At 48.6% G+C, this 14451-nt stretch carries 15 protein-coding genes; 1 reads left to right on the forward strand and 14 read right to left on the reverse strand.

The window, feature by feature from the left end; genetic code table 11:
- Window positions 1-5: 5 nt before the first annotated feature.
- The 11 genes from ACRPK8_RS10010 to ACRPK8_RS10060 form a co-directional block, all read right to left on the reverse strand.
- A complete protein-coding gene (locus ACRPK8_RS10010; protein WP_432238097.1) occupies window positions 6-2000 on the reverse strand; it encodes a beta-galactosidase in 1995 nt (664 codons plus the stop codon).
- A 25-nt stretch (window positions 2001-2025) separates the two neighbouring features.
- Entirely contained in the window at window positions 2026-2811 is a 786-nt protein-coding gene (locus tag ACRPK8_RS10015; RefSeq protein ID WP_023466970.1) for a carbohydrate ABC transporter permease, read from the reverse strand.
- Between the two features lie 13 nt (window positions 2812-2824).
- Window positions 2825-3787 carry a carbohydrate ABC transporter permease gene (locus ACRPK8_RS10020; protein ID WP_432238098.1) on the reverse strand — a complete coding sequence of 321 codons (963 nt, stop codon included), beginning with the start codon at window positions 3785-3787 and terminating at the stop codon, window positions 2825-2827.
- Between the two features lie 72 nt (window positions 3788-3859).
- On the reverse strand, window positions 3860-5170 hold the full coding sequence (locus ACRPK8_RS10025; protein ID WP_432238099.1) for an ABC transporter substrate-binding protein: 1311 nt from the start codon (window positions 5168-5170) through the stop codon (window positions 3860-3862).
- A 30-nt stretch (window positions 5171-5200) separates the two neighbouring features.
- Complete coding sequence (locus ACRPK8_RS10030; protein WP_058265554.1) at window positions 5201-5683, reverse strand: hypothetical protein; 483 nt, start codon at window positions 5681-5683, stop codon at window positions 5201-5203.
- 221 nt (window positions 5684-5904) lie between these two features.
- Window positions 5905-7065, reverse strand: coding sequence for an ROK family transcriptional regulator (locus ACRPK8_RS10035; protein WP_432238100.1), 1161 nt, complete (start codon window positions 7063-7065; stop codon window positions 5905-5907).
- 110 nt (window positions 7066-7175) lie between these two features.
- Window positions 7176-7880 carry a hypothetical protein gene (locus ACRPK8_RS10040; RefSeq protein ID WP_432238101.1) on the reverse strand — a complete coding sequence of 235 codons (705 nt, stop codon included), beginning with the start codon at window positions 7878-7880 and terminating at the stop codon, window positions 7176-7178.
- Window positions 7881-7991: 111 nt separating this feature from the next.
- Window positions 7992-8120, reverse strand: coding sequence for a hypothetical protein (locus ACRPK8_RS10045; RefSeq protein ID WP_432238102.1), 129 nt, complete (start codon window positions 8118-8120; stop codon window positions 7992-7994).
- Window positions 8121-8197: 77 nt separating this feature from the next.
- On the reverse strand, window positions 8198-9046 hold the full coding sequence (locus ACRPK8_RS10050) for an MBL fold metallo-hydrolase (RefSeq protein WP_432238103.1): 849 nt from the start codon (window positions 9044-9046) through the stop codon (window positions 8198-8200).
- Between the two features lie 83 nt (window positions 9047-9129).
- Entirely contained in the window at window positions 9130-11796 is a 2667-nt protein-coding gene (locus ACRPK8_RS10055; protein WP_432238104.1) for an MMPL family transporter, read from the reverse strand.
- A 30-nt stretch (window positions 11797-11826) separates the two neighbouring features.
- Entirely contained in the window at window positions 11827-12270 is a 444-nt protein-coding gene (locus ACRPK8_RS10060) for a MarR family winged helix-turn-helix transcriptional regulator (protein ID WP_432238105.1), read from the reverse strand.
- 133 nt (window positions 12271-12403) lie between these two features.
- Here ACRPK8_RS10060 and ACRPK8_RS10065 point away from each other — a divergent pair, with 133 nt between their 5' ends.
- Window positions 12404-12595, forward strand: a complete 192-nt coding sequence (locus ACRPK8_RS10065; RefSeq protein ID WP_432238106.1) for a hypothetical protein — start codon at window positions 12404-12406, stop codon at window positions 12593-12595.
- Between the two features lie 40 nt (window positions 12596-12635).
- Here ACRPK8_RS10065 and ACRPK8_RS10070 read toward each other — a convergent pair whose 3' ends face one another.
- The 3 genes from ACRPK8_RS10070 to ACRPK8_RS10080 form a co-directional block, all read right to left on the reverse strand.
- Window positions 12636-13088 (reverse strand): universal stress protein, encoded by a 453-nt coding sequence (locus ACRPK8_RS10070; RefSeq protein ID WP_432238107.1) that lies wholly within the window; start codon window positions 13086-13088, stop codon window positions 12636-12638.
- A gap of 28 nt (window positions 13089-13116) precedes the next feature.
- Entirely contained in the window at window positions 13117-13566 is a 450-nt protein-coding gene (locus tag ACRPK8_RS10075) for a general stress protein (RefSeq protein WP_432238108.1), read from the reverse strand.
- Between the two features lie 63 nt (window positions 13567-13629).
- Window positions 13630-14364, reverse strand: coding sequence for a hypothetical protein (locus ACRPK8_RS10080; RefSeq protein ID WP_432238109.1), 735 nt, complete (start codon window positions 14362-14364; stop codon window positions 13630-13632).
- Window positions 14365-14451 lie beyond the last annotated feature (87 nt).

Genomic DNA, 14451 nt, shown 5'->3' on the forward strand with positions numbered 1-14451 from the left:
CCTCCTTACGTCGTCAGAATCAGTGTCTCGAGTGGTGCGAGCCTTACCGTTCCACGATATGTCTCTTCCTTTGTTAACGCTTGGTATGTTCCGTCTAACGTAACGTCACGTGCTTCTTTCGTGTCATGGTTCATCAAGAAGAGGAAATCGCGTTTTTCACCGTGACGGCGCACGATTTCAACTTGATCCAGCGCCTCGATCATCTCGATGCCAGCCTCCGTGAACGCTTGACGGTAAATCGTATCAATCATCGCATCATCAATCGATGAGCCGATGTAGGTAATCATTCCTTTATAAGCATTGCGCGTCACAGCCGCTACACCTGCGTAGAACGTATCTTCATAGACAGCGAGCGTCTCTGCTGTCGTTGGTGTGATCAGATCACACCAGAGGCGAGCTGTTGACGATTGTCCTGCCATTTCCCCAATTCCTGCCACCTTGTGTTGCTGAACGGACTGGAGTGACTCGTATTCGTCGATCTCGATTCCAGCATACGGTGCGAATTTACCCGGTAACGTCGTCGGTACGACATGGTTGCGTGCATCCTTGACACCTGTCCGGTACGTGAAGATGACGTGACCACCTTGTTCCATGTACGCAATCAAGGCGTCATCGAACGTTGGATTCGTCAAGAAATAGAGCGGAACGATGATCAGTTTATAACGCGATAAATCGTCACCCGGGAAGACGATGTCGGTTGCGACTTGTTGACGAACCGCTCCACCATAGAAGCGGACGAACTCCGTCCGGAAATCAAACGCATCACTGTGTGGCTGGTGCGTCCACGCCCAGACGTTTTCTTGATCGAAATAGACACCGACTTTCGCGTCGTAACGGCTCGCGTTAATCTCATCACCATACGTATTCAGTTCCGTCATGATCTGTTTGACTTCTTCGAATTTCCGTTTCGGTTTGCCATCATGATCGATGATACCGTGACAGAACTCCTCTGTTCCGAAATGAGCAGCCCGGAAGCGGAAGTAGACGATTGCTTCTGCTCCCCGCGCGACCGCTTGATACGTCCAAAGGCGAATGTGTCCTGGTCGTGGCAAGTAACCGATTTTGCTCCAGCCTTGTGCGCCACTCAACTGTTCCATGACCCAGAACCCTTTTCCTTGTTTCGAAGAGCGGCAAAGATCGTGATCACTTGCCATCTTCTCGAACCGGTTCGGCTCCGGTAGTCCACCCCAGACAGGATAGTTATCGAACGCGACATAATCGAGGTCTTGCGCCATTTGCTGTTGATTGACCGCCATGTCACTGTAGACCAGGTTGTGCGTGATGAAGACGTCCTCTGGAATATAGCGACGTAAGACATCAACTTGTAATTTGTTGTAGTACGTATAGCCGTCGGCACAGAAGCGATCGAAGTCGACGAGCAGGGATGGGTTGTGTTCCTGATAGACTTTACGCGGTACCGGGATTTGCTCCCACGCCGTGTACGTCTGACTCCAGAAGACCGTTCCCCATGCTTCGTTCAAGGCGTCGAGCGTCCCGTAACGGTTCGCTAGCCAACGCTGAAAAGCAGCGCGATCAACATCACCGTAAGACCGGTCCGACTTTTCATGCCCATATTCATTATCCGTTTGCCACCCGATGACACGAGGATGTTGACCGTATCGTTTCGCCATCTCTTCCGTGATTTTGACGGATAGACGCTGATACGTTTCGCTATGGACCGTATAGTGACGACGGGCACCAAAGCTGATCGTCACACCGTTCTCATCGACCGGTAGAATCTCTGGATACTTCGTACATAACCAAGCCGGTGGTGTTGCGGTTGGTGTCCCGAGTACGATATCGAATCCTTCCGCACTCAAGCGTTCGATGACATCATCCCAAAAGCTGAAGTCATAGACGCCTTCCTCCGGCTCCATCATCGACCAAGCGAATTCCGCGAGACGAACGACGTTGACGCCAAGTTCCTTCATCAGTCGGAAGTCTTCCTCCCATAGTGCGCGTGGTGTTTGTTCTGGATAATAATCGACTCCTAAATACATTGTGCTCCCCCTTACGCAAAAACAATTATTTTACTGCACCCGCCGTCATTCCTTTTTGGAAGAAACGTTGGAAGAAGATATAGAAGATCATCGTCGGTAAACTGATTAAAACAAGTGAAGCGTAGATTTTCCCAGGATCCCCACCAAGCGCATCCTTGAAGAAACTTGGTGCCATCGTGACGGTCTGATAGGCAGGATCCGTCATGAACGTCAGAACCATCAAGTATTCGTTCCATGAGTTGAGGAACGCATAGATTAAAGCTGTGGCGAGCGCTGGTTTTGCGAGTGGTAGCATGACTTTGAAGAACACTTCAAGAATCGTCGCCCCATCGATATACGCTGCTTCCATCAATTCGTTCGGCAATTCATCAAAGTATCCTTTGATGAGCATCAGACCGAATGGTAAGAAGAAGGCGACTTCCGCACCAATCAGCCCCCAGTGGTTGTTCAGTCCGTCAAACGAACGGAGCGTGAAGAACAACGGAACGATCATCGATGCAACAGGTAACATCAGACCTGCTAAGACCATGTTGAACAACAGGCGTTTTCCAGCAAACTCAAGTTTTGAGAAAGCGAACGCTGCGAACGCCAAAATCGTGATCGAGATGATGATCATGAAGAAGGCAACGAAGAAACTGTTGAAGACGAACGTCGGGAAGTTCGGATTTTGCAAGGTTGCGATATAGTTGTCGAATCCGTTGATTCGGAGACTCTCTTTGAACATGACGAAAATCGGGAATAACCAGACGATTGATGCTAGCACTAATACAAGGTTGATCATCCAGCGGCTTTTTTTAGATTCTACATCCATGGGTCGTTCCTCCTTAGTTATCCATTTTCTTTTGTACGCGCAATTGGAAGTACGTGATGAGCAAGGCAATCGTCAACAGGATGATGGCAACAGCACTCGAGTAACCGACTTCCTGTTGCAACATCGATTTCCGGAATAGATAAGTCGAAATGAACTCCGTCGACGATCCCGGTCCGCCGGCTGTCGTGATCCAGACTAAGTCAAACGTCTTCAGACCACCGATGACACCGAGGATCGACAGGGTGAACGTCGTTCCTTTCAAGTTCGGGAAGACGATGCTCCACAGTGTCCGGAAGAATCCAGCTCCATCGATTTTTGCTGCTTCGAAGATTTCCTTCTCAATCGTCAGCATCGCCATGTAGTACATGACCATCGAAGAACCTGTCCACTGGAAAATGTTGATCGCAATGACAGAATACAGCGCGATATCCGGGTCACCGAGCCAGTTCTGCTCGAGGCTGCCGAGACCGATCGTACGGAGGAACTCATTGATGTAACCGAACTGGAAGTCATAGATTTGTGAGAATGCCGCACCGAGTACGACAGGGCTCAAGACGACAGGGAAGAAGAAGACCGACTTCATCGCCGTCCGCAATGGTCCCGGTGTATGCAGGAAATACGCCAAGACGAGACCGATACCGGCTTGGATCGTGACCGTCAAAATCGTGAAGATGAACGTATTCTTCAGCGAGAGATAGAAGTCCGGATCTTGGAACATCTCAGCATAGTTGTCGAGTCCGACGAACACTTTGTCAAACGAAATTCCGTCCCACGAGAAGAACGAGTTATAGGCGTTATAGAAGATCCCATAATAGATGAAGCTGACGACGAACAAGACGATCGGGGCGACGAAGGCCCAACCGACCATGTTCCGCTTCATGTTCTTTTTCTTCTTTGGCGCAGGCGTATGTGTCGCCACCGGCTGGAGCGGTTCTGCTTTTGGTTTAATCGGCAATTCCTGTCGCTCTGTCTGCATATCGATTCCCCACTTTCCTCAAGTCCAAAAATCAGGAAGTGGCACGCAGGCGTACCACTTCACTGTCGAGTCTTATTTCGCTGATTGATCCGCTGCGTCTTGAACGCGTTGTAATGCTTCTTTCGGATCTTGTCCTGTTGCGATGTTTTGAAGTTCCTTCCCGAGGATATCGTTTAATTTCGTATCCCGGATTCCACGGCTAGCAACCGCTTTTGCTAACGTGTCGTTCAACATCTTGTACGATTCTTTTTCACCTTCAGTCGTGAAGGCAGCATCTGAATCGACTTTGACGTCCTTGATTCCAGGTGCCATCTCGAACTCACCCATGTAGACTTCTTGACCCTTACCTTGGCTCATGAAGGCGATGAACTCCGCTGCACCTTCTTGTTGTTTTGACTCTTTGTTGACACCAAGTGCCATGTCAATCGATGCGATGATTGGTTGTTCTGTTCCACCGGCTAGATTCGGGAGTGGAACGAATCCGAGTTCATCGTCGATTTTCCATTTGTCTTTCTTCTCAGCAGTCGTCATCGAGTGCGCTTCCCATGATCCGATGACCCACATCGCTGCTTTTTTATCGAAGAACTGGTTCATCCCGTCATTGTATGTCGCGAGACCAAGTGCACCTTCTTGGAAGACTTTATCCTTGAAGAGATCCTGCCAGATTTGCGCTGTTTTCACCATTTCGTCATCCGTCCACTTCGCTTCACCCGAAAGGACTTTTTGGATGTAGCCTGGTGCGACCTGGTGACTGAGGACGTTGTAGACATCGATGTCGATCCACGCGTCTTTTGCTCCGAGCATGAGCGGGATGACCTTATCGCCTGAGTCTTTGATCTTCTTGATTGCGCTGACTGTTTCTTTATAGTTCTTCGGTGGTGTCACACCGTATTTATCGAGCATTGTCTTGTTGTACATCAAGTACGCTTGACCTGTGAACCCGATCGGAACCGCGTACTGTTTGCCGTCAAGCGTCGTCTGTTCGATGCCGAGCTCGACGAACTTATCCTTCCAGCCTTTCCCGGCGGCTTTATCCATGTACGAATCGACCGGTACGACACGATCCTTGTACTGCTGGATCATTGGTTCTTTCAGACCGATGATGTCTGGACCTTTCCCTGACAACATCGCGACCTGTAATTGTTTTTCGTAGTCTTCACTGTAGCGTTTGAATTGAACGACGTATTTGTCTTGCGATTCGTTGAACGCATCAACGACGGCTTTCCCTGCTTCAGGTTGTGGTGCCCAGCCCCACCATGTAACGATCGTCTTACCGTCTTTTGTTTTCGTTTGTTGCTCATCTTCGCCACCACAAGCAGCGAGGAATGCGGATAATGTCAGGACTGATGCTGCAGCAACAAGTTTCGTTTTTTTGAATTTCATGTAAGAGCTCCCCTTTTTATGTGTAAGTAGTCAAGCGTATCGTCTAGCATGTTCCCCTTCGATTTGTGCTTGTTTGCACCATTCTTCGATTACCTTCGTCTGAATCGGCATTCCCTGTAGCTGAATCAACACGCGGGCGATCAATCGAAGACGGTACGCCAGCGTATCAACGTCCGGTCGGACGAAGAGATACAGCTCTCCACCGAGCGTCAAACAACCGGCGGAACGCATGTGTTGCATGAGTGCGCGTAATTCGATGTATCCGCTCTCATTTTTTCGGATGTGTAATTCGGATGAACGGATTGTCAGGACCCCTTGCACCGATGACATCCGGAATTGAAACACACCGTCACGTCGTGGTCGGACGAGCACGATATCCTGCTCGTCTGTCGGGACATCGCCAGGACCCTGTTCTGTCATCTGTTGCGTTGACCGCTGAAAATAAAAACCGCGGATTGCTCCGTAACGCCCGAAAGCTTCACGGTACGAAACCCATGGATCGTGTGGTTCCATTGCGCGATGCCTCCCTTTCCTGCTTCAGCTTGATTAGCCCCTGCTAACCTGCATCCACCTCCACTTAATTGACCCTGAACTTAGTAAATTAAATTTATTATCTAACTTTACATCGACTATAGCACATCACTTTTTGATTTGTAAACGGTTTCATTAAATTATTTTTGAATAACAAAACCGGTATTACCTCTTGCTCGTTCACAAGAGATAAAACCGGTTCGTTAAATCGTCTGAAATAAACTGTTCGTCGCAAGGGCTGCTGCACTGAGCGCTCCCTGTTTTTCTCCCCATGGCACCATTTTGACATCGGTTTCACGTGAAGCGGCCGTCAACGCGGTATGCTCGACCCGTTCCTTGATTTGATTGACGATCGTCGGTGCGAGTTCAAACATTGGTCCGCCGAGTAAAATCCGGCGCGGATTCAGGAGATGGATGGTGTTCAGGACACCGATTCCGATGTATTCTCCGGCGCGTTCATATGCCCGGACCGCCTGTTCGTCGCGTTCGTTCAACCGCTTTCGCAAATCAGCAAGCGTCGTGACTTGCGGATCGACGACCGCATGATCCCGGAGTAGCGCTTTTTCACCAGCAAGTGCTTCAAGACACCCCCGGTTCCCGCACGAACAAATCGGACCGTCGAGATCAAGACGCATATGTCCGACCTCTCCCGTGATGTGATGTTGCCCGTCGACAAGCTGTCCGTCGAGCACGTAAGCGCCCCCGATTCCTTCTCCGGCATAGAGATAAAAAAACTGTTCGACCCCGACGCCTTCTCCGAATAACAGTTCAAATGACGCAAGTGCCCGAACGTCGTTTTCGATGAAAACCGGATAGTCAAAGCGTGCCTCGAGCTGTTCCTTTAATGCCACATCATGCAGATGGAAACGCGGCGCAAACAAGATGACACCCGTTTCCGGGTTGACCATCCCGTGAACGGAAATCCCGATACCATGGATCGTACCTCGTCCTTGTGTCTGTGCAATCAAGGTCTCGCATAAGCGACCGATTGCTTCAATCAATTCTTCATTCGTCTCAAAGCGTCCCACGGCTTCCGACTCGTGAATCGTATTGCCACTTAAATCCGCAACGACACCGATGAATTGATGACTCGTTGCGTCGATGCCGATGACATATTGTTCTGTTGCGACAAGTTCGAGCATGATCGGTTTTCGTCCCCCGTTTGATACCCCAAGCTCCCGCTCCGTCACGAGTTGTTCTGCAATCAATTCACTGACGATGTTCGATACGGTCGGCTTCGTCAAGTTCGTCCGTTGCGCCAACTCGACCCGCGAAATCGGTTGATGCATCCGAATCAGTCGCAAGACGAGCGCTCGATTATAGGAACGCATCCATTTCGAATTACGCGGTGTTTCTTTCGCCATGTCCCCCTCAACCCCTTTGATCTGTCTCTTTACTATCTTCGCATATTTTGTAAGGGATTTCACGGTCTCATACAAAAACCGTTCATCTGCTGAACGGTTTTTGTGCACTTTCATGCTTCGTCATACGGTTGCTCTAAAATCAGGACGCGTGACCCGTCCGGATTTTCCGTCAGCTCCATCTCAATGATGGCTGTTCCGACCAACAGGACGATCGGAAGCGCTGGATTATCGGTCCTAAAGAAGCCGACCTTGTCCTGATAGATATCCATGTAATCAGCAAACAGGACCGTTCCGTTGACGTGTAACTCATCCTTCATCCGATTGAATGTCAGACGCGGCACACCATACCAAGCTTCCCCGTTCAAGTAAAGCAACGGACGTTCGCCGACTGTTTCATTCATTGCCCGTCGTACTTCAATCGCTCCCTCCGTATCATAATACAATCGATCCTGCCCGCGCGTTGCGATCACAATCGGATGATTCTGGTACAAGACGACTTCTAAAATTTCATCCGCCTGCTCCACGAAATAACCGGTCTCATCCGACTGGTCAAAACTGATCGTGTACAGCTGCATCCAGGCAACGATATCCGCCACCTGGACCGGTTTATGGAACAGCGCTGAAACGAGGCGGGTCTCTTGCGGGGTGACAATCAGATTGACGGATAAATCTGCTAAGCGGATTGTCCGGATTTGCGTCGAAGGATAGGTATGATCGTAGCTTGGGACAAGCATTGCCTCGTAATGATCGTCCTTCTCGACCAATTCAATCGATGGCATACGCCGGTCAAAATCCGCAATTTGAATTCGTTTCATCCGACATCTCCTCTCACTTTCTCTAACAGCCTCACGCAAGTTATTACCCAATATCTGGTTTCGATGCACTCCCCTGAATTCAAAAAAATGACCGGAACGCTCTCGTTCCGATCATTGCAGATACAAATCATACAACAGATACAGTATTCCTCCGATAATGACGAGCAGCGAGAACAGTCCGGCTTTTCCGAAAAAGACCCGGTCGACGGTCTCATCACGCTCAAACCTTGATTTAGACATAACACCCCGTCCTTTCTTTTAATACCTTTCCTTGTTCTCATTTCGACACGAATACATAGAGTCCTTGAAAAACTCTGTTATTTTATTCCATTCGCAAAGTAGATCAACATTTCCGTCTCGTCTTCCGTCAACGGACTCCCCGTCTCTTCGGCATATAATACCCGCATGTCTTTCAGTCGTCCGTTCGCTGCTTTCGTTACACGGATTGCTCGGCGCATCATCCTGCATTCGTTCGCAAATTCTTCCTTTGGCATCACCCGACCATGCGACCAGACATAGTGATCGACTTCTAAACGGTCGATGACATCAAGCAATTGTTCCGCCCGTTCCACCGTGTAGTTCCACTTTGGTGAAAAGATATCGGCGTACATCGCGTCACCTAAGAACACGACACGTTCTTCCGGAATATAAACGAGCAGGCTCCCGGGGGAATGATCGTTTTCGACTTCAATCAGTTGGCAGTGGACATCTCCTAAATTAAGATCCAGTCGTCTTTCAAAGCCGATTGTTGGTAAAACGACTTCGATATCACGTGTCGCTCCGAACTCGAGCTTGATCGCGTCCGCACAAAACGGAATCTCGATCCCTTGGTCCATTCGTTCTTGTAACGCTTCATCCGTCCAAGCGTATGACTGCATCGCCTTCATATGCGTGATCGTTTGATTGGTCGCGATCGACGGCAGATCAAGGTGTCTCATTCCAAAAATATGATCCCAGTGCCAATGCGTTAATGCTAATAGATCAGGCGTTCCGAGATCACGTTTTTGCATCTCTTCTAAAAAAAGCGCCGCATGGGCTGACGAGTTCCCCGCATCGATCATCAATTGACGATTCTCCCCGCGTACGACGGCGAGAATCGGGCGGTCCGTCTCACTGACCGGTGTCTGATACCAAATCCGTGAAGTCAGTTGTTGAAAATGTTGCATGTTCTACCTCCTTTGATCTGTTTTTAGTATACGTGAAGACAAAACCGGGTTCATCCAAAAGACGAACCCGGCTTTGTTACAGTTTATTTTTTAGAGTCAGGTCGAAACGGCCACCAGACCCCTTTACCGAACGATACCGTAATCGCTGGAATCAAGAGTGGTAAGACGATCAAACCATACAAGAGTAAACCGGTGATGACGATCGTTGCGATTTGAACGAGACTCAAGACACCAGACGGCATCATTGCTCCGAATGTTCCCGCAAGAATGATTGCTGCCGTGATGATGACAGAACCCATCTTCTTCATCGATAGGAACATCGCTTCCTTCGTATCGAGTCCTTTAATCGTCTCTTCCCGGAACCGGTCGAGCAGGAAGATCGAGTAATCGATTCCAAGGGCAATCAACATGACGAAACCGAAGAACGGAACCGCCCAACTGATGCCGTCATATCCAAGACCGTTAACGAAGATCAACTCAGCGATCGACATCGATGTATAGTACGTCAGCAATAACGAACCAATCATGAACAATGGCATGATCAACGAACGGAACATGATCGCTAAAATCACGAATAAGCTGATCAGCATGACCGTCACCGTCCGTTTAAAGTCCGATTTGGACGTATCATTTAAGTCACTGTTGACGCTTGAAATCCCACCGTAAGCGACAGTGCTATCCTCAAATGGTGTCCCTTTAACCGTGTTCGCTGTCGTCTTTTTGATCGCAGCAACGGTTTCAATCGCTTTCGGTGAATACGGATCATCTTCGAGAATGACTTCAAATTTCAATCCGGTTTGCTGATCAATTGCATAACGGTCGATTGCTGGTTTGAAGTCTTTATCCGACAGTGTTTCTTTTGGAACGAACACACCCGTTCCGCGAATCGATGTTGCTTGCCCCATCTCTGTGAGGAGATCCTGGATATCCCCAAGACCACTTTCGATGTTCGACAACCCTTCGTTTGCTTGACCGACCCCGTCCGCAAGCTGCGTCAGTCCACTTCCGAGTTGACCTGCCTGCTCACCTTGCGAGGCAATACCGCTCGCCGCCTGATTGATTCCAGCCTGTACCTGGCTCAACTGACCGGACAAGGCATTCAATGTGCCGACAGCTTGCGGAATGTTTTGTGTCGATTGCAAACCTTGACCGACTTGCGTCAACTGTTGATTGATTTGACCGAGTCCGTCTGCTGCCTGTTGCAACTGACTCGCTCCCGAAGAAGCAGCGTCTCCTGCCGGTAGCTGTCCTGTGATGCCGTTCAAATTCTCTTCGACGGTAGTCAGTCCGGATTGAACATCACCGAGACCAGCGGTTGCTTTTTTCATACCGTCCGCGACTTGCTTCAGTTGACGATCGACATAGAAATCATCAATGACTTCACCGGTCGGACGCGAAATCGAACGGACTGATTTAACACCGTCGATCTTGACGAGTTCGCGGCTCAATTGTTCGGCATATGGAACCGTTTTTTCCGAGACGATATCACCATCACTCTTCAGGATGACATTGACCGGTAACGATTCACCGGCACCAAATCCGTCAGAAATCGCATTGAGGCCTTTGACGGTCTCATACTTCGCACCGATCTCATCGACCGTGTTAAAGGAAAGATCGTCATCATACGTAAAGAGAGTCGGAACCGTCACGACGGCAACGATGATCATCGCGAGTAACGGGCGACGAATCGATAGCCCGCCGTAGTGTGACCATAATTTGCTATCCTGATGACTCGCTGCCTTTTTCGACGGCCAGAAGAGCTTCTCTTTCAGTGTCGCCATGAAAAATGGAACAAGTGTAAACAGAACGAGTAACAAAACGGCAATCCCGACAGCAACAGCGACGGATGATTTAAAGATCGGGAAATCAGCAAATCCGATGGCCGAGAATCCAACGAGAACAGCAAGTCCACTGATTAACAAAGTACGTCCTGCTGTCTTGTACGTATTAACAATCGCTGTTTCAACATCATGCCCAGCCGTCAATTCTTCCTTATACCGACTAAGCAGTAAGATACAGTAGTCCGTCCCGATCCCGAACAGGATGGCAACGAGGAAGATTTGGGTATAGTTCGATACCGGGAAGCCGAACCAATCGACGAAGTACGCGACAAGTGATTGGCTGATCAGGTACGTGAACCCAACGGCAACGAGTGGAACGAACGGTGTAACGACGGAACGGAATACGAGTAGGAGCAATCCGAAAATCAATCCAACTGTAATCAGCTCTGTTCGCTTGAGTCCTTCTTGAGAACTCGTGTTGACGTCATCATTGATCAATGACTCACCCGTCAAATAAATCGTCTTGTTCTCCGGTAACAGATCCGTCCGGATGTGTTTGGCCAGTTTGACGATTTCTTCCTGAGAGCCGTCGACTGTGATAGGCACAAGAACTGTCTTTTGATCTTTTGAGACGAGTTGTCCTTCTGTTTCTTTATTTTCAAACGGATCCAGCACATCCGTGACTGGACGATCTAGCGCTTCCAGATCTTTGACGATTTGACCGATTTCTTTCCGGTCTTCCTCCGTCACTTTTTCCTTCAACGGGATGACGAGAGAAATCGTCTCTTCACTGGCTCCCGCTTTTTCTAAAATATCGGCTGCCCGTTGCGAATCCGCAGTATCGGCCAGCTGGATTGCCCCCGCTTCTTCAGCTTGTTTGGCGAGGTTTGGTGCGGTGAATAATAATCCTACGGTGACGATGAGCAATAATGCAAGAATTGCCCAGCGCCATTTGACGATTTGTCGCATATCTGAATCTCCTCTTCCTTTTATCTGTTTTTAGTCGTTCAACTGCAGAATTTCCTTGATTTTCTTAAAGGTTTCGATGAATTGAATGACTTCTTTTTCCTCGACCTTTCCTTCGATCAAACTTTCAAGATAAGCATAGATTTCCTGCTCCGCTTCTGTTGTAACTAACTGCCCTGACTCCGTCAGCGAAATGTACTTCGTCCGGTGGTCATCTTCCTTCCGTTCAATGATGACAAGTCCTTTTTCAGTCAGCTTTTTCAAACGGTTCGAGATCGCGCTTTTATGCACGCCCTGGATTGCGGCGAGACGTCCTGACGAGATCGGTCCATATTTACCGACAAGCTTCAGCACATGAAGCTGTTCCGGCGAATACATCTGCCAGACCGGTGATTCAACGGATTTTAAGACGCGTTCCGTCCCGTGGATCATGACTTCTTCAAACAGGAGGACTGCTTCACGTAGATTGTCTTTCATTATTAGTTTACCCCCTAAACTTATGGTGATAGTTTAGCCCCTCAACTAGGTAAATGTCAACTTTAAACTGTCACATTTACTGGTGCAGAAGAATACCTTTTTTTGTATGATGAAGGAAGAGAGGAGCATGCTTATGTTGACTTTATTTTGGATTGCTCTAGTCATCTGTCTCGTTGGTCTCGTCTTTACGTTACGGATCGCTAAGCAACCCTCGGAAGAGCGCTATGATTATAAGACGTCAGCAAAAAACATGTCTTGGATGTATTTCATCTTTCTTCCAATCATTCTAATTTTGTTAGGAATATTCTATTATGTTTTGACATGACATGAAACAGCACACATCAAGCGATGTGTGCTGTTTCATGTCACTTCAATGTTTTCGGACGGACGATATAGATGTCACATTTCGCATAGCGTGAGATGTTTTCCGACACACTCCCGATCATGATCCGTTCCATCGCATTCATCCCGACAGCCCCGCAGACAATCAGACCCGCGCCGACGCGTGGGGCGATGACTTTAGGAATCAGTGTTTTCGGAGAGCCGTTTTCGATGACGAGTTCGACAGTCTCGACGCCTGCTTCCTGTGCCCGTTTTTCGTAACGATCGAGCAGCTCTTGTGCATACTCCGTGACGTTTTGATCAATGAAACGTTTATTGGCACGTACGTTAGCAAATGTCTGAATATCGATGACATGGGCGATGACGAGCTTCGCATGATCGAGTTTGGCGAATTTGACTGCCTTCTCAAACGCCAAATCCGCCGTCTTAGATCCGTCGACCGCCACTAAAATCGTATGATATTGGCTCTCCTCCATCAGGAATCATCCTTTCTACGCGACTTGATTAAAACTTCCGGTCATTCTCGTTTTCAAGCGCTCGGTTTTCGTGATCCAGTTTCCGCTCGGCTTCGATGCCTTCTGGCTCCGTCTCAAGAATACTCTTCGGTTCTGGCGCTGGACGCGCTGCCCCCTCTTCGTCCGCTAACAGGACATATTCTCCCTGCTGGACACGCAGTACGTGTTGACGGATTTCCGATTCTGGTAATCCGAGTTCTGTGAAGGCTGTTTGGATTTCTTCCGCCGAAGCCGGTTTTCCTGTAAAGCGTTCGAATAATGTTCGTTTCCCGGAAACGATCTGTGCTGCGGATTGTCCGCGTAACATTGCCATATCCGTCTTATCTTGTAACACGACATATAAGTCTTCTTCGAGATAACCTGCGAAGTGTAAGTCCTCAATTTTTCGAATTAAATCCGTTTCATTCTGATAAACACCCATCCATTGTTTTTTACCCATGACATTTGTCTCCCCCTTTTTAACAGCTATAAGGGATATACCCCAAAACGTGCGAAAACATGACTAGGAAGAAGAAGACTTCGGCGGATACTGTCGAAACAGACGTTGTCGTTTTTGGAATACATGATAGCAACAAGAAAGAGCAACGATGATTCCGGCTCCAGCTAAAATCTGCGGGAATCGCAAGAGTCGATCGTTGAAGAAGAGTCCGATCAAATACCAGACGAGCACTAGTCCGAAAACCCAATCGGAGTGGATGATGATAAAAAGCAGTCCGCATAGAATAGCCGCACCGAGTGCGACGGTGCTCCATTGACGTTCGGTAAGACCGAACAAAGACGTGAATTGAAAATCTGACAAGATACGAAATGGCAAAATCAACAGCATCGTACTCATCCATGCGATCAATACAGAAAACGGAGACCGCATCCAAGGTGAACGCCGTGGGTGATGTTGAATTTTCATGTAGACTAGACAAAGGCTGATGAAGGAGATCGTCGTCCAGACCAATTCCCATGGTGGGCCGCTGATACTACTAATACCAAGCGTTATAAGTGATAATGACAGCCAACCACCGATGTCTTCAATCAGCTCCCGATCTGCGGGAAATGCTCGAACCGGTCGAATGCACCAAATCAAAAGAGTCGTAAAGGCGATACCGGCAATCGCATCAAAGAATGAGGCAGGTACGAGGGGAAGAGCAGGAATGGACACCGGACGTTGCCAAACGATACGTGCGAGTAAGGCAAATAAAAAGGATCCTAGATTCAGCAACCGTAAAAACGTTAAGAATTGCACGTCTCTCTTCACCTCCGCTTCGCATATGCGTTATCTTTCAATTCCCGTTGAAGGAAGAGGAAAAACAAAAAAAGAGTCTTTGTTCTG

Source organism: Exiguobacterium sp. TDN 0502 (assembly GCF_050846835.1).
Classification (GTDB): domain Bacteria; phylum Bacillota; class Bacilli; order Exiguobacteriales; family Exiguobacteriaceae; genus Exiguobacterium_A.